The sequence below is a fragment of the Hyphomonas sp. genome, from assembly GCF_022844445.1.
Lineage (GTDB): Bacteria > Pseudomonadota > Alphaproteobacteria > Caulobacterales > Hyphomonadaceae > Hyphomonas.
The window spans coordinates 227,066-247,175 of record NZ_JALHLS010000001.1; the positions used below are offsets into that span (position 1 = coordinate 227,066).

The following is a 20,110-nucleotide window of genomic DNA, read 5'->3' on the forward strand; positions in this document are numbered from 1 at the left end:
CGGGCTCGCAAGAGGTTCCGCTGACCGGGAGGCAAAGAACGCGATGGTCGACACGAGTCTGGCACTACCTTGGCATTTGCGGAACAACTGGGCACCTCTTCAGGAAGAGCGGACGGACAGCGCGCTGACGGTCGAGGGCACGATTCCTCCGGAACTGAACGGCACGTACATCCGCACCGGCCCCAATCCGAAGTCGGGAAACTCCGCACACTGGTTTCTCGGCGACGGCATGGTGCACGGTGTGCGCCTCAAGGGCGGCAAAGTCGAATGGTATCGCAATCGCTTTGTTCAGACGCCGAACATTACGGAGTCGGACGCTCCGGCGGCACGCGGGGATCTTAGACGCGGCAAGGGCAACACGCATGTGCTTGCGCACGGCAAGCAGATCCTTTGCTTGAACGAAAGCGCCTGGCCGTGGATGATCGATCAGGACCTGAACACGCTTGGCTTCCAAAACTATGACGGCAAGCTGCCCTGCTCGATGACAGCGCATCCGAAAGTTTGCCCTGAGACAGGCGAACTGTTCGCCTTCTCGTATTTTTCATTCCGGCCGCCCTACCTGCATTACATCCGGGTAGGGGCTGACGGGCAGCTGAAACAGGTCGAGGGGATCGACATCCCGAACATGGTGATGATGCATGATTTCAGCATCACCCGGAACTATGCGATCTTCCTGGACCTGCCGCTGGTGTACAACCCTGCCCTTCTGGCCACAGGCATGCCCTTCAAGTTTGACGCAAAGGCGGGCGCTCGCATCGGCGTAATGCCGCGCAACGGAACGGCGCGCGATGTGCGCTGGTTTTCCATGCCACCCTGCTATGTGTTCCATACGGTCAATTCGTATGAGGACGGACGATCCGTCGTCATGCACGTCTCGAAGATGGTCTCGGCTTTCGGCGCGAACTCGAACGATTACTCGAACGTCGCGCGGCTGTGGAAATGGACCATCGATCTCGACAACGGCACAGTTTCCGAAGAGCAAGTGGACGACCAGCCCGGCGATTTCGGGCGGGTAAACGAGGCCAGGGTCGGGCTGAAGGCGCGTTATGGCTACCTGATGTCGCTAGCGGGGGAAGGCAATTCTGAAGAGCCGATCTATGGCTCGCAGATCATGAAGTATGACCTGCAGAGCGGTGCACGGACGATGCACGAGCTTGGCGAGACAGTACGCGGCGGAGAGCCTGTCTTCGTATCCGGCGGAGCCGGCGAGGACGAGGGCTGGCTTATGGTGATCTGCCACGACACAGGCAGCGGGAAATCAAAATTCGTGATTCTCGACGCGCAAAACATAAGCGCGCCGCCCGTAGCGACAATCCGGCTGCCGGGGCGCGTGCCGTACGGCGCCCATGGCAGCTGGATCCCGCTTCAGGCCTGAAGCCGCCTCAGCGGATCGCCACCGGGTTCACGATGGCCTGAACGGCGCCTTCGAGTCTCGGCGCGCCGAGCGTGAAGAAGAACTCTGTCACGCCGTCCGCGGCGAGTTCAGTCGTTACCATGTTCTCGAGGATGTAGACGCCGTTCTTGGCGAGGAGCGTGAGGTGCACGTCGAAGGGGCGTGTCTCCTTCTCGAATGGGATGACTTCCAGGGCCCACGTGTCGGCGCCGATGGCGACGACGCCGAGATCGGCGAGGTATTGCGCGCCTTCAACGCCCAGGCCGGGCTCGACAGGCGAGAGTTCGGCCGAGCCCTCGGTCGCCTTCATTGTGCCGGTGTGGAAGAGGACGATGTCGCCCTTGCCGATGGTGATCCCGGCAGCTTTTGCGGCGGCTTCGATTTCGGCGCGGTTGAAAGCGGTGCCGGCGGGCACCGGATCGCCGAAAGCTTTCGTCATGTCGAGCAGCACGCCGCGCGTGGCGACCGGCGGCAACGTGTGTGTGCCATACTGAGTGAGACCGCCCGTGGTGACGAAATCCGCAACGGGGACGCCGTTATAGTAGCGGTGGTCGATGCCCATGTGGCCGAGGCCGTCGAGCTGGCTGCCGATGCCGACATAGGTGTTTACGAGGTCGTCATTGCCAACTGCCTTGTTCTCGCCGAGCGGAGTGCCCGAACCGTCTGACAACTGAAGAACCGTCATGTTGAAGGTGCGTGGGCCATAGGCGGGCGTCTTCTTGCCTGTGATCTGGCCGAGGGCGTAGGTCTTGCCGGTGGTGATGAGTTTCGCTGCTTCGGCTGTTTTCTCCGGGGACAGATTATTCATCGCCCCGAGCCGGTCGTCCGCGCCGTAGCGGGAGGGATACCAGCCTTCGGATTTCGCTTCTGTCTTTGCGGCGGCGGCAGGTGCCTCCGCGCTCGAGATGTGGCCGCACGCGGCGAGCAGCGCCGTGCCGGCGATCAACATGCGTTTCATCATGGTCTCCTCCCTTTATGTTTGGGCCGACCGTAACCGGGCGGGCGCCCTTGGCAAGGGCGTCAGGCGCGGCGCACCAGAAACCCGGCGCGCGGGAAGTGGACGTGGATCGTCTCGGCCTCGGGCGTGAAGCGGCGCAGGATGATGCGCTGCGAATCGGCATGCACCAGTTCCCCCTCGACCCAGTCCTGACCGTAATCGTCGGGCGCAACCGCTACCCGTTCGCCCGGCGAGAACTCCTGCGGTTCATTGCGCGTGGTGGCTGCAACGAGACGGGGCGCTGCGTCCTTCGCAATCGCAATGGCCTCTTTCGCGGTGATCGTCTCGGGCTCCTGCCCTTCCACTTCGGCGAGGCGCCGGTACCAAGCGGCCGTCAACGGTGCATTTTCGAGGCATGAATCTGCAAACTCCGGGACGGCAGACTTCATCCACCAGACGTTCATGTAGGCATGAACATCGACAAGACCCGGCTTGGCGCCGATCAGGTAATTGCCGCTGCCCGCGCCTTTTCCGCCGGCGAGGCGCTCCTCGATCAGCATCAGGCGCGCGCGCCATTGGTCTCGCATCATCGGCGCTACAGCCTTCATGGCCGGAATATTGAACGGACGGCCCGAAAGCTGTTCGCGGTCCTTAATGAACGCTTCCGGCACATTATCGCCCATATGACCGAAGATGACGGCGACCGAGGACTGGAACCACCGCGAGTCCGCCCAACCTGCCACGATCTGCGCGAGGCCTTCATGGCCGGGCAGCTTCAACGCATACAGCGGATAGCGAGCCTCGATCTCGCGTAGGATGATGGCGGAATCGCAGTACACGTCGGCGCCGATCTGCAACACAGGAATGCGCCGGTATCCGCCGGTTAAAGGAATGAGATCAGGCTTCGGCATAATCACCGGCTGCTCGACGCGCGCATAGGCGAGGTTCTTGAGCCTCAGTGCCAAGCGCACCTTCTCTGAAAACGGGGACGAAGGGTATTCGTGCAGGATGATGCTGCGTGCGTCGGCCATGTGTTTTCGCAAACCTCCCCGTATGCAAGGCGCGCACTTTGCGTGATCGCAGCATCTCGTAAAGGGGGCAAAGACGACGTGTTGTGGTGCAGCGCAAGAAACGGGTGGCGCGCTGCGGCAGGCGGGCGCATTTTGTAGACATGTTTTCTGGTCAAGCTCCTCTAGACGAACGCGCCCGCGCCTATGACCGGATGGCGAAAGCCTTGGACTGGCTCGGCGAGACCTGGCCGGAATGGCCGGACCTGGAACAGGCAGCCGCTGCAGTCGGCCTGTCGCCGCATCACTTCCAGCGAGAGTTCACCCGCTGGGCCGGAATTAGCCCGAAACAATACCAGGGCGCCCTTGCCCACGGCGCAGCTGGCGAGCTGCTACGCGGCGGCGCAAGCGTGCTGGATGCCGCGCTGGAGACGGGCCTGTCCGGCCCAGGACGGCTGCACGACCTGTTCATCGCCCATGAGGGCCTGACGCCCGGCGAGGCAAAGGCCGGCGGCAAGGGTGCGGAACTGGTGCTCGGCCGCGCGCCGACACCGTTCGGCTTGGGCGCCTGGCTGATCGGCCCGCGGGGCCTCGTGGCGTTGGGCTTCATCGACGAGGGCGCGCCCGTTCGCACCGGCTTTGAGCATCAGGGCCGCAGCGAAGCAGACGCCTTTGCAGACCTAGCTGCACGCTATCCCGGCGCCGACCTCCGGCGGGATGACGCCGAGGCGGAACGCTTTGCCTCTTGCGTCTTCGAAGCCGGCGAGCCCCTGCCCGTCTGCCTCTATGGCACCTCGTTCCGGCGACAAGTGTGGCGCGCGCTTCTGGAGATCCCAGAAGGAAAGACCTGTACCTACGGGGCGCTGGCGAGCCGGATAGATGCCCCGAAGGCCGCCCGGGCCGTAGGCGCAGCCGTGGGCGCCAACCCCATCAGCTGGTTCATCCCCTGCCACCGGGCCCTTGCAGCCGATGGCCGGCTGCATAACTATCACTGGGGCGTGGCGCGCAAACGGGCCATGCTTGTCTACGAACGCGCGCACCGGGCCTGAATTTTGCGGGCTGCCTGGGCCGCCGAACCCGGATCAAAGCGACCTGCTATGTATGCTTACCTTGCCCTCGTCATCGCTGTGGCCGCTTGGGGCATTCACCTCGCGCTGCGCTGGAAGCAGGCCCGGGAGTTTGCACCCGAACTGCTGAAAGCGCGCCAGAAGAGCGGCGAGCTGCCGGAAGGCATCAATGAAACCGAGTTTACCGACCTCTATCTGCGCGCCGAAGGCCCGCGCCGGGGGACCTATGTCTATTCGTGCGCCGCCTTCATCACGCTGTCGCTGGCGCCCCTGTCCTGGCTATTTAATAGCGTGTGGATCTCGGTCTGGCGCCTTGCCGGGGAGCCGCCGGTGTTCGAAGTCGGCACCCTGATCCACACGTTCAGCTTTTTCCTTGCCTTTTTCGGCCTGACCGTCGGCCTGCTGGCGGTGGCGATGCACCGTTATCACACCCTTACCCCGCCGAACCTGAAACAGGTGATGCGCACCCTCCGGGAGACACATTCATGAGCGTCGAATTCCTGCACACGATGGTGCGCGTCAGCGATATCGAAGCAGCCAAGCGTTTCTACTGCGACGGCCTCGGGCTCTCCGAAGTGACACGGTATGACAACGAGGCGGGCCGGTTCACGCTGGTCTTCCTCGCGTCCCCTTCTGACATTGTGCGGGGCGGCGGTGTGCCGGCGGGCGCCTCGCCGACCTCGCTGAACATCCCGATGATCGAGCTGACCTGGAACTGGGATGAGAAGGACTATGCCGGCGGGCGCAATTTCGGCCACCTCGCCTATCAGGTCGACGACATCTACGCCGCCACGCAGCGGTTCGCCGACCTTGGCGTAGCCATCGCGCGCCCGCCGCGCGACGGCCGCATGACCTTCATCCGCTCGCCGGACGGCATCTCGGTCGAACTGCTCCAGAAGGGCAAGCCGCAGCCGCCGAAAGAGCCCTGGGCGAGCGCGCCGAACATCGGCGCGTGGTAGCCGCACCGGGCAGCGCCTTGCCCGGACATTCGAGCGCGTGATAATGTCTCGGTGCCGGTCGCAAGACCCCGAAGGGGCGCCGGCGGGGAGACAGAAACATGCGCCTTTATCTGATGACCGCTCTGGCGGGGCTGACCCTTGCCGCCTGCACGCCCGCGCCCTCGCCGGCCCCGGCGCCCGAACCCGCCGCAGCTGAAACGCCCGCCGCGCCGCGCACGCTGACCTTTGCCGACGGCAGCCTCTTCCCGGAAGGGCGCACGCTGACCCGGCCGGAATCCGGCGTCGTGCTGACGGACGGAACGGTAGTAGTGGTGGATCAGGTGAACGGCCTCACCGCGATTGCGCCGGATGGCGCGATCAGCCCGTTTGGCAATTTCTCCGCCGCCGGCTTTACCCACGCACCGCCGGAAAACCCTTCGGGCCCGAACGGCGTCGCCTTCGAACCTGACGGGCGCCATCTGCTGACCGCCGACGTGTTCACCGGCAGCCTCTGGCGCACCGATACCGAAACCGGCACGACCTCGAAAATCTACCAGCATCCGTTTGGCATAAACTACGCGCACCGCGATTCGACCGGCGCGATCTGGTTTACTCAGTCCACGGAGAATGCACCGCCGGGATCGGACGCGCGCCTCTTCGCCGCACTGGACCAGCCGCTGACCGACGGCAAACTGTTCCGTATTCCGCCCGCTGCCGATGGCGCGCCCCTGCCCGCGCCGCAGGAAGTGCTGACCGGGCTTCAGTTCGCCAATGGCTTCACCATCGACGAGACCCGCGGAAAGCTGTTCATCGCGGAGACGGTGGCGGGCCATATCCTCAGCTATTCAGTGGACCTTGCGACTGGCGCGCTGACGGATCGCGCGGTGCTGGCAAACATGGTGTCACCGGACAATGTGGAGCCAGGCCCGGACGGCACGCTGTGGGTGGCGTCACCGATGAGCAACCAGGTGCTGGCGATCAATCCGGAAACGGGCGAGACCCGCGTGGCCTTCACGGCGCAGACCGAAGCTGGCACTGCGGTCATTGCCGAGTATGCGCGGCGCGGCGAAGCGGGCGAGCCGCGGTCCGAGCTTCTGGGGCCGGACGTCTGGGCGCCGATGCCAGGCCTCGTGACGGGCGTGATCCACACACCGGGCGGTGGGCCGGTCTATGTTTCAGGCCTGGGTGATGCTTTGCTGAAGATCGAGGCGGCTGAATAGCCGCGCCAACTCCCCGCTGGCAAAGGCATGAGAGCGTGATCTGTATACGGAATCAGTCCAGCGCGCCGATATACGGCAGGCCGCGATAGAGGCCAGCATCGTCCATGCCATAGCCAACAAGGAAACGGCCGGGCGCATCGAAGGCACAGTAGTCAACGCCCTCGGCGCCGCGCGGCGCCCACGGCTTCTGGGTCAGGGCCACGGTGAGCACTTCGCGCGCACCTTTCGCGAGCAGGTGGTGCTTGGCAAACTCGAGCGTGCGGCCGGTGTCGAACACGTCGTCGATCAGCAGCATGCCGCGGCCTTCAACCTTGCGCGAGACATCCGCGCGCACCACGACGCGGCCGGAGCTTTCGCGCGCGTCGCGGTAGCTTTCCAGCCAGAGCACATCGAGAATCGGGTGCACGTCGCGCCGGGCAAGCGCCTTCATCAGGTCGCTGGTGAAGGGCGTGGCGCCGATCAGGATGGACACGGCCGTCCACTCCCCGTCCTTGAGGCGCGGCGCCAGCCGGTCCGCCAGATCATCGACCCGGGCCATCAGGTCCGCTTCAGAGAGGATCACGTCGATCTTCGGCATCGGGGCGTGCGGAATAGGCTGTCGCATGGTCAGATCGGTTCCTCGGGAACAGGAAAAGTTTGGGATTCGGGGACGGGCGCGTCCTCCACAGGCGGTTCATTCGGTACGGCCGAGCGTTCGACGAAGCTGACCACGATCTCAAAACTCTCGACCGGTGCAGGCTCGACGACGACGCCGAACTGGCCGGAGGCGCCCGGCTCAAGCTCTGCCGGTGTGACGAAGCTGTATTCGGTGGCCACAACCTTGCCGGTCTCGTCTCGCAAGTCGACGCGCACGCCGGGGGTCTGGACCGCCGAGTTTGCAACGTTCACGGCGCGGCCGGTTACGGTGACGATGGGAATGGTGTCGTTGAAGGTGCGGGCCCGTTCGATGTCGGCAAAATCCAGTCCGAAACGGTTCACATCAAGCCCGGCGAGCCGGTAGGCGGCGGCCGATTGCGGCCAGACCTTCACAACATCGTTGCGGAAGAAGAAGGCGGCGACTGTGGCGGCAACAAACAGACTGCCAGTAAACAGCCACGAGACCACGGCGAAAATCTTGCTTTTCTCGCGCCGCTGCTCGCGGAGGCGTTCTCGGTAAACCTCGTGCGCAGGGGCAGCCGGCTTCTCTTCGGCGAGGGATTTTGGCTGCACGAACCAGGAATGGCCGCAGGCGGCGCATTTCACAGTGCGGCCACTTTCACCGATTGTTGAGTCATCGGCGAAATAATGGGTGCTGCACGAGGGACACGTAAGGATCATTTCCGGCGTCTTTCCCGCTAACCGCCCCGTTCGACCAACCCTGGACCTCCGGACCTCGCCCTATGACCCAGCTACGCCCGGACATGTTCGAAGAGGCTGCCGTCCGCCTGGATGGCGTGTCCCTTCGCTACGATTCGTCCGAGGAAATCCTTAGCGGTATTGATCTGGTCCTGAAACCCGGCAGCTTCAGCTTCCTGACGGGCGCCTCCGGGGCGGGCAAGTCGAGCCTTCTCAAGCTACTTTACCTGGCACAGCCGCCGTCGCGGGGGGAGGTTTCGCTGTTCGGACGGCCCACCAGCCGGCTATCGCGCGACGAACTCTCGGCCATGCGGCGCCGGGTCGGCGTGGTGTTCCAGGAATTCCGGCTGCTAAGCCACCTGACAGCCTATGAGAATGTGGCCCTGCCCCTGCGGGTGATGGGACGCAAGGAAAGCCAGTACCGCCGCGATGTGGAAGAACTGCTTAGCTGGGTCGGCCTCGGCGAGCGGCTTCACGAGCGCCCCGAGACCCTGTCCGGGGGCGAGCAGCAGCGCGTGGCCATAGCCCGCGCCGTGGTGACCCAGCCGAACCTGCTAATCGCGGATGAGCCGACGGGCAACGTGGACCCCGATATGGCGGCGCGGCTGATGCGATTGTTCTACGAGCTGAACAAGCGACTTGGGACGACCGTGGTGATCGCGACGCACGATCTTGGCCTGATCCGCCAGATCGATGCGCCGGTCTACCGGTTGGCCGACGGCATGCTGGTTCAGGAAAATGGTGAGGCGACCGCGACCGCCCGGCGCCGGACCGATCCTTTGAGGGCGATGCCATGAAGCCGCGCGAAAACTCCCTCCTGCCGTTGGAAGACGCCCGCGAGGCGGCGCTGTTCTTCGTGGTCGGCGCTTTGTGCTTCCTCGCCGCGCTTGCGGCCCTGTCGGCAAAGTCCACCTATGGCGCCGCGCGCGCCTGGACCGCCGAAGTGGAGGGCGAATACACTGTCTCCCTCTCCGGCGCCGATGCCTCGGCGGCCGATGCGGCGGCGCGGCTGCTGGCAGGCCTTGAGGGGGTCGAAGCTGCACGCGCTTTCAGCGACGCGGAGATCAACGCCCTGCTGGAGCCGAATTTCGGCAAGAGCGGGCTGCCCGCCGACCTCCCCGTGCCGAGGCTGATCGCCGTGACGGGCGCCGCAGAGGCCGGCGATATCGGCGCAAAGATTAGCACCGCCCTGCACGGCGCGGGTTATGACGCCGCCGTCGATGCGCACGCCGAATGGGCCGGTGATGTGCGCCACATGCTGTCGATCTCCCGCATTGCGGCCCTGTCCATCGTGGCGCTGCTGTCTGCGACAGCGATTGCGGTTATCGCCTTTGCCACCCATGCTGCCTTGCTGGCGCGGCGGGACATCGTGGACGTGCTGCACGTGGCCGGGGCGAAGGACCGGTTTATCGCCGGCCTGTTTGAGCGCCGCTTCTGGCTGCTGGGCCTGCGCGCGGGCACCGTGGGCGCCCTGGTGGCCCTGGCGAGCGTGGCCGTGCTCATTGCGATGGGCCGGTCCGGCGCCGACCGGACGGGCCTCCTGCCGCAGCTGTCGCTGGATTTCCCGGACCTCGCCGTTCTGGTGGTGACGCCCGTGATTGCAGGCCTGGCCGCCCGGCTTGCAGCAGGTATCACAGTCATGCGCTCGCTGCGGTCGGTGATGTAGTGACGCGGGGCTGACAAGAAGCTAGAGCCCAGCAGATGCAGATGCTGCGATCTTACCTGTTCCTGGTCTGGCTGTACGGCTGGATGGCGGTCTGCGGGGTGCTCTACATCCCGACCGTGCTGTTCCCGCGCGTTGTGACGCAGCGTGCCTTGGCCCTCTATGCGCAGATCATCCGGGCAGGCCTGAAGCTGATTTGCGACATCGACACCGAAATCCGGGGCCGCGAACATGTCGTGCCGGGACCAGCCATCTATGCCGGCAAGCACCATTGCATGATGGACGTGTTCATCCCCTTCATCGTCATCCAGGACTCCTGCCACATCCTGAAGAAGGAGCTGATGTGGACACCCTTTCTCGGCTGGTATGCGTTCAGCACGGGAATGATCCCGATTGACCGGGCAGGCACGTCTAAGACGCTGAAGGCGATGATCTCGGCCGGAAAGAAGCGCGCGGCTGAGGGCCGCACGATTGTGATTTTCCCGGAAGGCACGCGCCGCGCGCCGGACGATCCGCCACTCTACCAGCCGGCCGGCATTTCTGCCCTAAACAAGGCGCTGGATGTGCCGATCATTCCGGTAGCCACCAACGCGGGCCTCTGCTGGCCCGCCAAGGGCGCGCGCCGCAAGCCAGGCAAGATCGTCTACGAAGTACTGCCCGCCATCCCGCCTGGCCTCGACCGTAAGGCCTTGATGGCGCGGCTCGAAAATGACCTCGAAACCGCCTCCAGCCGCCTGATCGCCGAAGGCCGCACGGCGCAGGTGGCCAAGGGCGTCAAGTGAGCACCGCGCCTCCGCGGCGGGCGCTTAAGGCGGCCTGCGAACACCTCGCCCGCACCGACCCTGCCCTCGCCCAAGCCTACGAGATCGTTGGCCTGCCCAAGTGGCGCTCCGAAGTGCCGGACTATGCGATGCTGGGCCGGATGATTTCGCACCAGCAGATCTCGCTCAACGCGGCCGCCTCGATTTGGTCACGGGTCGAGGCACATCTCGGCGAAGTGACGGCCCCGGCGATGCTGGCTGCCGATCCCGAGGCGATCCGGCTCTGCGGGATGTCCCGCCCGAAAGTGGCGCACCTCTACTCGATCGCGCAGGCGATGGCGGACGGAAAGCTCGACCTCGCCCGCGTCTGCGCTGCGCCGCTCGAGGAAGCCCGGGCAGAACTGCTGGCGGTGCGCGGCATCGGTCCATGGACCGCAGAGCTTTTCCTGCTCTACGCGGTCGGTGCGATGGATGCCTTCCCGGCCGGGGATGTTGCCCTGATCGAGGCGCACAAGCGGCTTGGCCTCTATGAACCGCGCATGGTCTCGAAGGCCTTCACCGCCCATGCCGAGATCTGGCGGCCCTATCGCGGGGTAGCGGCCCACCTTCTTTGGGGCTGGTTGCATGTCGACCGGGCGCGGGCCGCAGCGCCCTGAAACGCATGACCGGCGCCCCTTGCGTTCGGGTCCGGCTGTCATAATCTTATGGGAAGAATCGGTTAGAAGCCGGTCCTGACAGCGCAAGGAGAACGCGTCTTCTGTAGGATCTGCACGGATACCCAGCAATTTTGCGCCCAGGGAGGCTTGCATGACTGAAGTCGTTTCCCTGCCGCCGAATGGCCGCCCCGCCCTCGTCCTGAATGCGGATTTCAGGCCACTTTCCTATTATCCGCTGTCACTCTGGCCGTGGCAGGAAGTGGTGAAAGCCGTTTTCCTCGACCGTGTCGACATTGTCGCCGAATATGACTGCGTGGTGCGTAGTCCCAGCCGCGAGCTGCGGCTGCCTTCAGTCATCGCGCTGCGCGACTTCGTGCGCCAAGACCGTCCGCCGGCCTTCACGCGCTTCAATGTGTTTTTGCGCGATGGGTTTGCCTGCGCCTATTGCGGCGCACAGGAACACCTGACCTTCGACCATGTGGTGCCCCGTTCGCGCGGCGGTCGGACCACCTGGGAAAACATCGTGACTGCCTGCAGCCCCTGCAACCTCGCGAAGGGCAGCCGCCTGCTGCGCGAAAGCCAGCTGGATCTGCAACGCAGACCTTACCGACCGAACAATTACCAGCTGCAGGACATCGGCCGGAAATTCCCGCCGAATCACCTGCACGAGACCTGGATGGACTACCTCTACTGGGATGTCGAACTGGAGGGGTAGTCCGCCTACGGACAATCACCCCAATCGAACCGCCAGGCACGGAAATGCACCGGGTCGCCGTTAGAATAGTTCAGCGCGTAGTAGGACGGGCTTTCCGTCAGGCAGGCGCCGAACTGCCCGGCTTCGGCGCGAAGGCGGGCGGCGGTCACGGTCATCGGCTCATCCGCCTTCCGGTCCTCGAAGTTGAGCAGGTAGACAACCGGATAGGCAGCCGGATCGCTCGGCAAATCCAGAGGCGTCTGCGGCGGATGCAGATTCTGCGTGCCGAGCGTCAACACATAGGAAGGCTCCGCATAACCGAGCGCTAGGATGCGCTCCGGTGTCTCGACATTGCAGATTTCATCCTCACCCGGAACACCGCAGACATCCTCGAGCGCGAGCCGCGCAGTCTCTGTTGGCTGAACCCAGACCTGCGAGGGCAACATGTAGATGCGCACATGCCAGCCAAGCGCGACGCTGGCGAGCACGGCCCACAGAATGGCGAGCGCCACATGGCGGCGCGCGAACTCAATCAGGCTGAATCCAGTGAGCGCAAAGCCGGCCCACCAGAGCCAGAGCGGGAATTCGCGGTAAACCGTCCAGTTGGCGAGGACTTCCTCGGCCGAGACGGTTTTGAAGTCGCCTGCGGCTTCGGCCATCAGATAGGTCGTGACGCCTGGGAAGGACGCGGCAAGCAGCAGGCCCGCCCCGATGGCGAAGAGGACCATGCCAACCGTGTTGGATACCGGTAGCTTCGAGCCGTCCATCAAACGCGTCGCAGCATACCCGCACAGAAGGCCGAACGCCGGATAGGCCGGAAGAATGTAGTGGCTGAGCAACGTCGGCATCAGCTCAAAAAAGGCATAGGTCAGCAGCGCCCAGGCGAGCAGCAAGCGCAGACTTTTCACTTCGCTTGAGGGCGGCAGGGTTTCAGGGACAGCGCGCGACATGTACCAGACCGCCGCAATGAACAGAAATGGCCAAGCCGGCATCGGCTTCAGTGTGCGCAGGGTTTCGGCAATACTGCCGGCCGCAAAGGGCGGCACCAAAGCGAGGCCATAATTGAGCGCCGCCAGGCCGATGAGAAGCACGGCTCCTGCTAAGGCGTAGCGGCGAACCGGCGCGGAGTTGACACGCCCTACCCCAGCCACTTGCTTCACCGAGGCGACAAGCCCCGCCACGAACAACAGCGTCGCCGGGAAGAACCAGGCGGGGATGTGGCTCAGGTGATAGAGGAACCAGCCGGCATGGCCTTCCGAGGCGCCGGTGAACTTGTCCTTGAGATCCTTGCCGACGGCGCCCTCAATGTATTCGCCATTGGTCGCCCATTGGATCCACAGGAACCAGGGCAGCACCATTGCCACGAACAGCGCCGGGCCTTTCCAGTTCGCCAGCGGGCGCCACCAGTCGCCACTTTTGCCTTCCGCCGCGCGGTCCCAGACATAAGCGCCAAGGCCGGCATAAGCGACGACCATCATTGTCACCGGCCCCTTGATCAGGAACGAAGCGCTGACCGTCAACCAGACAAGGAAAGCCATACGGCCCGGCTTGTCCGTACCCAGATAAAGCCGCCCGAGCGCACCGATGCCGAGAGTGGTAAGGAAGACGAGCACGCCATCCGTTTTCGAGATATGCGCCTCAGACGTCAGCAGCAGCGTGGCGCCGAACATTGCCGCTCCGAGGAAGGCCGCACGCCGGCCGACGAGTGCAATCCCGGCCCAGAAACAGGCGAGCGTACCGAACGCCGCTCCAAGCCAGCTGGGTACCCGGTAGGTCCAGATTTCCTTCGCCTCGGGCCCGGTAGTGAGCGCCGTGGAGGCCGCCTGCAGCCAGTGGATGCCGGCCGGCTTCTTGTTGCGCAGCTCGTCCTGGTACTGGATGACGATGTAATTGTTCTCCTCCAGCATCTCCTTGGACGCCTGCGCGAAGCGGCTCTCGTCCCGGTCGAGCGCCGGCAGCAGGAACACGCCCGGCGCGGCAGCCCCGAACGTCAGGAGGAAGAGGATGATCCAGGCTTTCCAGCCGGTAGAAAGGCGGTCGAGAACGGTCATGGCCGGCCTTTTAGCGGACCTTTGCCAACGCGTCTTGCGGAATTGGCCGAAAGCCCCCGCCCAAGCAAGAGGCGCGTCCAGATGCTCGCAAGGCCTCGATTTTGCAGGCAAGGCCCGGTAAGAGGCGCCGTTTACTGCCGCCCCTGACCGTAACGAGGGCCAATTGACCGAAGCTGCCGAATTCTCCGTTGTCGTGCCCGTCCACAATGAGGCCGGCAATGTCGCCTCCCTGGTGGGTGAAATCGCTGCCGCCCTCGATGGCCGGGCCTTCGAGATGGTGTTCGTGGATGATGCCTCCACTGACGATACCCGCGCCCGCCTGGTGGCCCTCAAAGCGAAGTATCCGATGCTGCGAGTACTCGGTCACCGGCAGAATTCCGGCCAGAGTCGGGCGATCCGCTCGGGCATCCTCGCCGCGCGTGCCCCCGTGGTCGGCACGCTGGACGGCGACGGCCAGAACGATCCCGCCGACCTTCCGGACCTTTACCGCGCGCTAACACGCGCCGACGCCCCGCATGGGCTGAAAATGGTGATGGGCCGCCGCGGAACCCGAAAGGATTCGGCCTGGAAGAAGTTCGGCAGCCGTTTTGCCAACAATATCCGCCAGCGGATGCTGCGCGACGACTGCGATGACAGCGGCTGCGGCATCAAGGTGATGGACCGCGCGACCTTCCTGCTGCTCCCCTACTTTGACCACATGCACCGCTACATGCCGGCGCTGATGCGCGCCGAAGGGCATAGCGTCGAGTTCCGGGAAGTGAATCATCGCCCGCGTGGGCAGGGCAATTCGAACTACACCAACTTCGGCCGCCTCAAGGACGCGATGAGTGACCTGCGCGGCGTTATGTGGCTGATCCGCCGCCGGAGAAATCCGGGCGGCGCGGACGAGTTATAGGCGCTTTGCCTAATCGCTTTCGATCAATGTCAGGCAGTCGGCGATCGTGTCGGCGGTGTCCTGGTGCGTGAAGAAGGTTTTCAGCTGCCAGTTCTCGTCCATGAGATAGAGAAGGCTCGTATGGTCCATCGTGTATTCGGCCATGCTGTCTGGCTGGTCAACGCGCGAATAGTCCGCCTTGAACGCATCAGCCGCGGCGCGCACCTCGACATCCGAGCCGGTCAGCCCCTGAAGGCCCGCCGGGAAGGCCTTGTTAGCCACGTAGGTCGCGAGCGCCTCGGGCGTGTCACGCGCCGGGTCCACGCTGATCAGCACAGTCTGCGGCGGGGTCACGCCTTCAGGCAGCCGGCGGTAGGCCGCTGCCACCGTGGTCAACGTCATCGGACAGACATCGGGGCAATAGGTGAAGCCGAAATAGATCAGCGTGGGCTTGCCCTTAAAATCAGCCTCGGTCACGCGCGCGCCGGTGCTGGAGACCAGCGAGATCGGCCCGCCGATCTCCGGATATGCCCGGGAGAGACAGCTGGACTGCGAGCCGCCAGATTGTACGCCCGCCGCTGGGGCAGCCGCGTCCTGGGACGCAGGCGGTGAACAGGCGGCGGCGAGAACGGCCAAGGCGGCCAACGAGATGTGGGTGCGCATGCCCCGCATAAGCCCCAAAAGCTTCGCTTGGCGCAAGCGACAGGCTGCCGCATAAGTTGCGCCCATGGACGAGGCGGCACGGGATTCGCGATCAGGGTTCGAGGACGCCATCTTCACGCTGGCGCCAGAAGGGCTAGGCTCGGCCCAGTCGGCGCTCGGCCGCACGCGGCTGCGCACCTTTATCACGCTGCGCTGGCTGGCCGTCGGCGGGCAGACGTTTGCGGTGCTGCTCGTCTTCTTCGGCCTCGGCTTCCAGCTGCCGCTGGCGCTCTGCCTGGCCATCATCGCCGCTTCCGCCTGGCTGAACGTCTTCCTCTCTTTCGCCTTCCCGTCGCAGCGCCTGACGCGCAGCTGGGAAGCAGCGCTGCAGCTCGGCTTCGACACGGTGCAACTCGCCGCGCTGATCGCGGTGACCGGCGGCCTGTCAAACCCTTTTCTCCTGCTGATGCTCGCACCCGTGACTGTCGCCGCGCTCAGCCTCAGCTTCGTGCCGTCGAGCTTCGTCGCCGCGCTGGCCCTCGGTCTCGCCGCGATCATGCCCTTTGCGAGCCTACCCTTGCCGTGGACCGAAGCCGGCGGCACTCACCTGCCAGCGCTGTTTCAATGGGGCCAGTTCGCCGCGCTCGCTGTCGGCACTGTATTCTTCACTGTCTCTGCCGGCCGTGTCAGCCAGGACGAAGCCCGCCTCGTGCGCGCGCTGGATGCGGCCAGCGTCGTCATGGCGCGCGAGCAGAAACTCTCGGCCCTCGGCGCGATGTCTGCCATGACAGCGCACGAACTCGGAACACCGCTCGCCACCATCCACCTCGTCGCCAAGGAACTCGTCCGCGAGATGGCCCCGAACGATCCGCATGCCGAGGATATCCGCCTGATCGCCGAACAGGCCGACCGCTGCCGCTCCATCCTGTCCGCCATTCGCGAGGCGCGCGATGCGACCGACATCGTGCATGCCCGTATGCCGCTGGACGCGCTGGTGGAGGAAGCCGCCGCGCCGATGAAGGGCCTCGGCGTCGCCGTGATCGTGCGCGCCAATCCCGGCGAGGGCGGCGCGCCGCGCCCCCCGGTGATCGAGCGCAGCCCGGAAATCCTGCATGCCCTCGGCGCCTTCATCGAGAATGCCGTCAGCTTTGCCGCCACCCGTGTCGAGGCAACGGCCAGCTGGACCAGTGAACAGGTGATCATCACCATCATGGACGATGGTCCCGGCTTCTCGTCGGAAGTCATCCCGAAACTCGGTGAACCTTACATCTCCGACCGCTCCGAAGCACGCCTCGGGGGCGGCGACATGGGCCTCGGTTTTTTCATCGCCAAGACACTGATCGAACGCACGAATGGGCGAATTGCCTCGCGCAACCGCACACCACCTGCTACCGGCGCGGTCGTTCAGGCCGTCTGGCCGCTCAGCGCCCTATTGCCGCGCAACTTGGACTAGTGGGCCTAGATGGCCTATATTTGCGTTTGACACAGAATTGCGTTTAGGAACTGCCCCATGGACCGCCCCGCCCCCGTGAACGTGCACCCGAGCCTCGAGGCTCTCGAGGACAAGACCTGTCTCGTTATGGACGATGACGGTCCGTTCGTGCAGCGCCTTGCCCGGGCTCTCGCCCAGCGCGGCTTTGTTGTCTCGGCCGTGTCGACCGTTGCCGAAGGCAAGGACATTGCCCGGCTGAACCCGCCCGCCTTCGCCGTGCTTGACCTGCGGCTGGAAGATGGCAGCGGGCTGGAAGTCGTCGAAGTGCTGCAAAAGGCGCGGCCCGATGCGCGCGCGGTGATCCTCACCGGTTACGGCGCCATCGCCACCGCTGTCGCCGCCGTGAAAGCTGGCGCAGTGGACTACCTCTCCAAACCGGCTGACGTGGAAGACATCATCCGCGCCCTGACAGCCACGCAAGACGAACGCCCTGCCCCGCCGGAAAACCCGATGTCGGCCGACCGCGTGCGCTGGGAACACATCCAGCGCGTCTACGAGCTGTGCAACCATAATGTCTCGGAAACCGCGCGCCGCCTCAACATGCACCGACGCACGCTGCAGCGGATCCTGGCTAAACGCGCGCCGCGCTAGCAGCTATTCCTCCGTCTTCGGAACATTCCGCCCGAAGTTCACCGCACCGGAATCCTGGCCCGCATCGATGATCGCCTTGCGGATGGTGCGCGCCCGCGTGAACTCGCGCATCAGCATGTCGCCGTCGCCCCAGCGGATGGCGCGCTGGAGCGCCGCGAGGTCTTCAGAGAAACGCCCGAGGCATTCCAGAACGGCTTCGCGGTTGTTAAGGAACACGTCCCGCCACATGACGGGGTCAGACGCCGCGATCCGCGTGAAGTCACGAAATCCGCCCGCTGAGTATTTGACGACCTCGCCCTGCTCGACCGTTTCCATGTCGAAAGCGGTCGCGACAATGTTGAAGGCGATAAGGTGCGGCAGGTGCGAGGTGATCGCCAGCACGCGGTCATGCCGCGCGGCGTCCATCGATTCGACCTTGGCGCCGAGGCCGCGCCAGAAGGCCGTCAGCCGCTCCAGTGCCTCGGCCTCACCGGCCGCACCGGTCACTACAGGCGTCAGGATATGCCAGGCGCCCCGGAACAGGGTAGCGAAGCCGGCATCGGGGCCGGATTGCTCCGTACCCGCAATCGGGTGACCTGGGATCACATGGATCCGGGAATCGGCGGCAGCCTTCAGCGCGCGGGCGGCCTCGCTTTTGACGGAGCCGACATCGGTCAGGATCGCGCCGTCCTTCATGGCGGGCACAGCGCCTGCGGCGGCGGCACCGAGCGCGCCGACCGGCACGCACAAGATCACGCAATCTGCACCGGACACGGCCGCTTCGAGCGTGGGCGCCACCTTGCCGAGGCCGATCTCGGCCGCGCGGCTGCGCACGTCGGGGCTCGCGTCATAAAGGATGATCTCGCCGGCCGTGCCATATTCCTGCGCAGCCCGGGCAATGGACGAGCCGATGAGGCCCGCGCCGATGATGGCAATGCGTGGAAAGACGGGATCAGTCATGGACGGCACTTCTCTATGGGCTGGGCGCGGCTGCTTCGTGGGCAAACGCCTGGGTCGCGTCAAGGGGCGCGGGGCTTTGACACGGCGCGCCGAGGCGCCGGATATCCTATCTCTGCGCAATGAGCAGCGACCTCACCCCGATCTTGAACGGCCTTCGCCAGCGTTGCGGCGCCTGCGGCGAGGGCCGCCTGTTCTCGGCCTATCTGAAGCTTAATGAGGCCTGCCCCCATTGCGGCCGGGACATGCGCGCGGCCGACACCGCAGACGGCCCCGCCTTTTTCGTCGGCTTCGGTGTGCTGATCCTCACCGCCCCCTTCCTGTTCCTCATCCCGATGAGCCCCCTGCCCGGGCTGGCCAAGGTGCTGGCGATCCTGTCCCTTGCTCTGGTGATCACCGGCCTGTGCCTTTGGCTCCTGCCGGCAGCCAAGGGAATACTTCTCAACCTGCAGCTGCACCACAGGGCCGGACAGGCCAAATTCGAGCGGCCCGAAGGCTGAGAACCGGCCATCCCGCGGCACAGTAAATCCCCTCGCCACCCGCCCGGCGATACGGTAAACACGAATCCGTTAAGTCGATCGTGCCGAAGGCTGGACATGGTATCTCGAGACGAAAAAGTTGCCATTGCCGCCGCGACTGTCGCCCGCATGGAGCGACAGAGCGAGAAACGCCAGGCCGGTGAAGGCAAGCAGCAACAGGGGTCACCAATGCGTTTGATTTTCGGAGTTTTTCCGCTGCTGGTCATACCAGTCATCCTCTACAACCTTATCGCCCTGACCGGCGGCTCGGTCGAAACGACCGGTGCAGCAGGCGAACTGATCCGCGCGGGCCAGGCCCCGATCGCCGGCCTGCTCGGTGAGCGTTTCCTCGGCCTGCCGATGATCTCCGGTGTCGAGTGGGTGCTGACGAAAGGCGATGCCATCGTGCTCCTCGCCGTCACCTTCCTGTTCCTCGAAATCCTGAAATCCACCAGCACCGGCACCGCCACGATCATCAATCACGGCATTTCGCTGCTGCTCTTTATCATCTGCCTCGTGCAGTTCCTGCTGATGCCGAACTTCGCGACCTCAACCTTCTTCATCCTGATGGCGATGACGCTGCTGGATGTGCTGGCCGGCGTGATCGTCACCATTGTCTCGGCGCGGCGTGACTTCGGCGTCGACGGCAACATCTGATCCTCGAAGATCGGCGCAGAAACAGAAAGAGGCGTCCCGCAGGACGCCTCTTTTTTTGGCAATGACGCGCGCGTCTCAGTCCTTGCGGGACAATTCGCTCAGCTGTTTCTGGATGGCTTCCATCTGTTCCTGCATCGCGGCCATGGCCTCGGCTTGGTATTCGAAAAAGGGATTGGACGCTGCCGGCGACTGGCGCTCGGTGCGGCTCGCCTGAAAGACCGTCGGCATGAACATCTTCATGGCCTGCTCGAACATCGCCATGTTCCGCTTCGCCTGTACCTCGAACACGTTCATCGGATTGGCCGCCTTGCGCCATTCCTTCTGGGCGTCCGCGAAGGAGTTCATGGACATCTCGAGAAAGGCTGGCAGGAAAGTCTGCGCGCCGCCGCCGTAGAAGCCGATCAGCTGGCGCAGGAAGTTCAGCGGCAGGGCGCCCTGGCCCTTGGTTTCTTGCTCGAAGATGATCTGTGTCAGAACCTGGCGGGTCAGGTCGTCGCCCGTCTTGGCATCGCGGACTTCAAAATCCCGGCCCTCGCGGACAAGGTCCGACAGATGGTCCAGGGTCACGTAGGAAGATGTCGACGTGTCGTAGAGACGCCGGTTCGCATATTTCTTGATGATGATCGGGCCGTCCGATCCGTGTGCCTTCGCCATATCCTCGCCTCACCGTTGCCCGGT

23 protein-coding genes are annotated in these 20,110 nt (G+C 64.5%); 15 read left to right on the top strand and 8 right to left on the bottom strand.

What is annotated here, in order from left to right:
- Window positions 1-43 precede the first annotated feature (43 nt).
- A complete protein-coding gene (locus Q0C17_RS01225; protein ID WP_291200068.1) occupies window positions 44-1,375 on the top strand; it encodes a carotenoid oxygenase family protein in 1,332 nt (443 codons plus the stop codon).
- Window positions 1,376-1,382: 7 nt separating this feature from the next.
- Here Q0C17_RS01225 and Q0C17_RS01230 read toward each other — a convergent pair whose 3' ends face one another.
- Window positions 1,383-2,351 (bottom strand): cyclase family protein, encoded by a 969-nt coding sequence (locus Q0C17_RS01230; RefSeq protein ID WP_291200071.1) that lies wholly within the window; start codon window positions 2,349-2,351, stop codon window positions 1,383-1,385.
- Window positions 2,352-2,413: 62 nt separating this feature from the next.
- Window positions 2,414-3,361, bottom strand: coding sequence for a glutathione S-transferase family protein (locus Q0C17_RS01235; RefSeq protein WP_291200075.1), 948 nt, complete (start codon window positions 3,359-3,361; stop codon window positions 2,414-2,416).
- A 140-nt stretch (window positions 3,362-3,501) separates the two neighbouring features.
- Here Q0C17_RS01235 and Q0C17_RS01240 point away from each other — a divergent pair, with 140 nt between their 5' ends.
- From Q0C17_RS01240 to Q0C17_RS01255, 4 genes are all read left to right on the top strand, one after another.
- Entirely contained in the window at window positions 3,502-4,386 is an 885-nt protein-coding gene (locus tag Q0C17_RS01240) for a methylated-DNA--[protein]-cysteine S-methyltransferase (RefSeq protein ID WP_291200077.1), read from the top strand.
- Window positions 4,387-4,434: 48 nt separating this feature from the next.
- The gene (locus tag Q0C17_RS01245) at window positions 4,435-4,893 is read left to right on the top strand and encodes a hypothetical protein (protein WP_291200080.1); all 459 of its coding nucleotides are present in this window, start codon (window positions 4,435-4,437) and stop codon (window positions 4,891-4,893) included.
- Window positions 4,890-5,363, top strand: a complete 474-nt coding sequence (locus tag Q0C17_RS01250) for a VOC family protein (RefSeq protein WP_291200083.1) — start codon at window positions 4,890-4,892, stop codon at window positions 5,361-5,363. The genes Q0C17_RS01245 and Q0C17_RS01250 overlap by 4 nt, the downstream gene beginning before the upstream one ends.
- A gap of 98 nt (window positions 5,364-5,461) precedes the next feature.
- Entirely contained in the window at window positions 5,462-6,562 is a 1,101-nt protein-coding gene (locus tag Q0C17_RS01255; RefSeq protein WP_291200086.1) for an SMP-30/gluconolactonase/LRE family protein, read from the top strand.
- 52 nt (window positions 6,563-6,614) lie between these two features.
- Here Q0C17_RS01255 and Q0C17_RS01260 read toward each other — a convergent pair whose 3' ends face one another.
- Complete coding sequence (locus Q0C17_RS01260) at window positions 6,615-7,166, bottom strand: phosphoribosyltransferase family protein (protein WP_291200089.1); 552 nt, start codon at window positions 7,164-7,166, stop codon at window positions 6,615-6,617.
- A gap of 2 nt (window positions 7,167-7,168) precedes the next feature.
- Entirely contained in the window at window positions 7,169-7,879 is a 711-nt protein-coding gene (locus Q0C17_RS01265) for an MJ0042-type zinc finger domain-containing protein (RefSeq protein ID WP_291200092.1), read from the bottom strand.
- Window positions 7,880-7,941: 62 nt separating this feature from the next.
- Between Q0C17_RS01265 and ftsE the strand changes: the two genes are divergently transcribed.
- The 5 genes from ftsE to Q0C17_RS01290 all read left to right on the top strand — a co-directional run bounded on the left by ftsE (window position 7,942) and on the right by Q0C17_RS01290 (window position 11,692).
- Window positions 7,942-8,694 (top strand): cell division ATP-binding protein FtsE, encoded by a 753-nt coding sequence (gene ftsE, locus Q0C17_RS01270; protein ID WP_291200095.1) that lies wholly within the window; start codon window positions 7,942-7,944, stop codon window positions 8,692-8,694.
- Window positions 8,691-9,563, top strand: a complete 873-nt coding sequence (locus Q0C17_RS01275) for a cell division protein FtsX (protein WP_291200099.1) — start codon at window positions 8,691-8,693, stop codon at window positions 9,561-9,563. The genes ftsE and Q0C17_RS01275 overlap by 4 nt, the downstream gene beginning before the upstream one ends.
- Before the next feature lie 41 nt (window positions 9,564-9,604).
- Window positions 9,605-10,342, top strand: coding sequence for a lysophospholipid acyltransferase family protein (locus tag Q0C17_RS01280; protein ID WP_291200102.1), 738 nt, complete (start codon window positions 9,605-9,607; stop codon window positions 10,340-10,342).
- Complete coding sequence (locus Q0C17_RS01285) at window positions 10,339-10,977, top strand: DNA-3-methyladenine glycosylase 2 family protein (RefSeq protein WP_291200106.1); 639 nt, start codon at window positions 10,339-10,341, stop codon at window positions 10,975-10,977. The genes Q0C17_RS01280 and Q0C17_RS01285 overlap by 4 nt, the downstream gene beginning before the upstream one ends.
- Window positions 10,978-11,128: 151 nt before the next feature.
- Window positions 11,129-11,692, top strand: a complete 564-nt coding sequence (locus Q0C17_RS01290; RefSeq protein ID WP_291200109.1) for an HNH endonuclease — start codon at window positions 11,129-11,131, stop codon at window positions 11,690-11,692.
- Between the two features lie 5 nt (window positions 11,693-11,697).
- Here the strand turns inward: Q0C17_RS01290 and Q0C17_RS01295 are convergent, their stop codons facing one another.
- Window positions 11,698-13,722 carry a glycosyltransferase family 39 protein gene (locus tag Q0C17_RS01295; RefSeq protein ID WP_291200112.1) on the bottom strand — a complete coding sequence of 675 codons (2,025 nt, stop codon included), beginning with the start codon at window positions 13,720-13,722 and terminating at the stop codon, window positions 11,698-11,700.
- A 163-nt stretch (window positions 13,723-13,885) separates the two neighbouring features.
- Here Q0C17_RS01295 and Q0C17_RS01300 point away from each other — a divergent pair, with 163 nt between their 5' ends.
- Complete coding sequence (locus Q0C17_RS01300; RefSeq protein ID WP_291200115.1) at window positions 13,886-14,617, top strand: glycosyltransferase family 2 protein; 732 nt, start codon at window positions 13,886-13,888, stop codon at window positions 14,615-14,617.
- Window positions 14,618-14,626: 9 nt separating this feature from the next.
- On the opposite strand, the gene Q0C17_RS01305 is transcribed toward Q0C17_RS01300, so the two are convergent.
- Complete coding sequence (locus Q0C17_RS01305) at window positions 14,627-15,259, bottom strand: SCO family protein (protein WP_291200118.1); 633 nt, start codon at window positions 15,257-15,259, stop codon at window positions 14,627-14,629.
- 64 nt (window positions 15,260-15,323) lie between these two features.
- Here Q0C17_RS01305 and Q0C17_RS01310 point away from each other — a divergent pair, with 64 nt between their 5' ends.
- Window positions 15,324-16,691 carry an ActS/PrrB/RegB family redox-sensitive histidine kinase gene (locus tag Q0C17_RS01310; RefSeq protein ID WP_291200120.1) on the top strand — a complete coding sequence of 456 codons (1,368 nt, stop codon included), beginning with the start codon at window positions 15,324-15,326 and terminating at the stop codon, window positions 16,689-16,691.
- Between the two features lie 57 nt (window positions 16,692-16,748).
- Entirely contained in the window at window positions 16,749-17,321 is a 573-nt protein-coding gene (locus Q0C17_RS01315) for an ActR/PrrA/RegA family redox response regulator transcription factor (RefSeq protein WP_291200122.1), read from the top strand.
- A gap of 3 nt (window positions 17,322-17,324) precedes the next feature.
- Here the strand turns inward: Q0C17_RS01315 and Q0C17_RS01320 are convergent, their stop codons facing one another.
- On the bottom strand, window positions 17,325-18,260 hold the full coding sequence (locus tag Q0C17_RS01320; protein ID WP_291200124.1) for a prephenate/arogenate dehydrogenase family protein: 936 nt from the start codon (window positions 18,258-18,260) through the stop codon (window positions 17,325-17,327).
- Window positions 18,261-18,379: 119 nt separating this feature from the next.
- Between Q0C17_RS01320 and Q0C17_RS01325 the strand changes: the two genes are divergently transcribed.
- Window positions 18,380-18,757, top strand: a complete 378-nt coding sequence (locus Q0C17_RS01325) for a DUF983 domain-containing protein (RefSeq protein WP_291200126.1) — start codon at window positions 18,380-18,382, stop codon at window positions 18,755-18,757.
- A 96-nt stretch (window positions 18,758-18,853) separates the two neighbouring features.
- Window positions 18,854-19,432, top strand: a complete 579-nt coding sequence (locus Q0C17_RS01330) for a hypothetical protein (RefSeq protein WP_291200129.1) — start codon at window positions 18,854-18,856, stop codon at window positions 19,430-19,432.
- A 75-nt stretch (window positions 19,433-19,507) separates the two neighbouring features.
- On the opposite strand, the gene phaR is transcribed toward Q0C17_RS01330, so the two are convergent.
- Complete coding sequence (phaR, locus tag Q0C17_RS01335; protein WP_291200132.1) at window positions 19,508-20,086, bottom strand: polyhydroxyalkanoate synthesis repressor PhaR; 579 nt, start codon at window positions 20,084-20,086, stop codon at window positions 19,508-19,510.
- Window positions 20,087-20,110 lie beyond the last annotated feature (24 nt).

Excerpts from the sequence above, each read along its gene's own strand:
- Q0C17_RS01265 (WP_291200092.1), bottom strand. The coding sequence starts at position 7,879 with ATGATCCTTACGTGTCCCTCGTGCAGCACCCATTATTTCGCCGATGAC.
- Q0C17_RS01290 (WP_291200109.1), top strand. The coding sequence starts at position 11,129 with ATGACTGAAGTCGTTTCCCTGCCGCCGAATGGCCGCCCCGCCCTCGTC.
- Q0C17_RS01325 (WP_291200126.1), top strand. The coding sequence starts at position 18,380 with ATGAGCAGCGACCTCACCCCGATCTTGAACGGCCTTCGCCAGCGTTGC.
- Q0C17_RS01250 (WP_291200083.1), top strand. The coding sequence starts at position 4,890 with ATGAGCGTCGAATTCCTGCACACGATGGTGCGCGTCAGCGATATCGAA.
- Q0C17_RS01305 (WP_291200118.1), bottom strand. The coding sequence starts at position 15,259 with ATGCGCACCCACATCTCGTTGGCCGCCTTGGCCGTTCTCGCCGCCGCC.
- Q0C17_RS01260 (WP_291200089.1), bottom strand. The coding sequence starts at position 7,166 with ATGCGACAGCCTATTCCGCACGCCCCGATGCCGAAGATCGACGTGATC.
- Q0C17_RS01240 (WP_291200077.1), top strand. The coding sequence starts at position 3,502 with ATGTTTTCTGGTCAAGCTCCTCTAGACGAACGCGCCCGCGCCTATGAC.
- Q0C17_RS01230 (WP_291200071.1), bottom strand. The coding sequence starts at position 2,351 with ATGAAACGCATGTTGATCGCCGGCACGGCGCTGCTCGCCGCGTGCGGC.
- Q0C17_RS01245 (WP_291200080.1), top strand. The coding sequence starts at position 4,435 with ATGTATGCTTACCTTGCCCTCGTCATCGCTGTGGCCGCTTGGGGCATT.
- Q0C17_RS01280 (WP_291200102.1), top strand. The coding sequence starts at position 9,605 with ATGCTGCGATCTTACCTGTTCCTGGTCTGGCTGTACGGCTGGATGGCG.
- Q0C17_RS01275 (WP_291200099.1), top strand. The coding sequence starts at position 8,691 with ATGAAGCCGCGCGAAAACTCCCTCCTGCCGTTGGAAGACGCCCGCGAG.
- Q0C17_RS01255 (WP_291200086.1), top strand. The coding sequence starts at position 5,462 with ATGCGCCTTTATCTGATGACCGCTCTGGCGGGGCTGACCCTTGCCGCC.
- phaR (WP_291200132.1), bottom strand. The coding sequence starts at position 20,086 with ATGGCGAAGGCACACGGATCGGACGGCCCGATCATCATCAAGAAATAT.
- Q0C17_RS01225 (WP_291200068.1), top strand. The coding sequence starts at position 44 with ATGGTCGACACGAGTCTGGCACTACCTTGGCATTTGCGGAACAACTGG.
- Q0C17_RS01320 (WP_291200124.1), bottom strand. The coding sequence starts at position 18,260 with ATGACTGATCCCGTCTTTCCACGCATTGCCATCATCGGCGCGGGCCTC.
- Q0C17_RS01310 (WP_291200120.1), top strand. The coding sequence starts at position 15,324 with ATGGACGAGGCGGCACGGGATTCGCGATCAGGGTTCGAGGACGCCATC.
- Q0C17_RS01235 (WP_291200075.1), bottom strand. The coding sequence starts at position 3,361 with ATGGCCGACGCACGCAGCATCATCCTGCACGAATACCCTTCGTCCCCG.
- Q0C17_RS01315 (WP_291200122.1), top strand. The coding sequence starts at position 16,749 with ATGGACCGCCCCGCCCCCGTGAACGTGCACCCGAGCCTCGAGGCTCTC.
- Q0C17_RS01295 (WP_291200112.1), bottom strand. The coding sequence starts at position 13,722 with ATGACCGTTCTCGACCGCCTTTCTACCGGCTGGAAAGCCTGGATCATC.
- Q0C17_RS01330 (WP_291200129.1), top strand. The coding sequence starts at position 18,854 with ATGGTATCTCGAGACGAAAAAGTTGCCATTGCCGCCGCGACTGTCGCC.
- ftsE (WP_291200095.1), top strand. The coding sequence starts at position 7,942 with ATGACCCAGCTACGCCCGGACATGTTCGAAGAGGCTGCCGTCCGCCTG.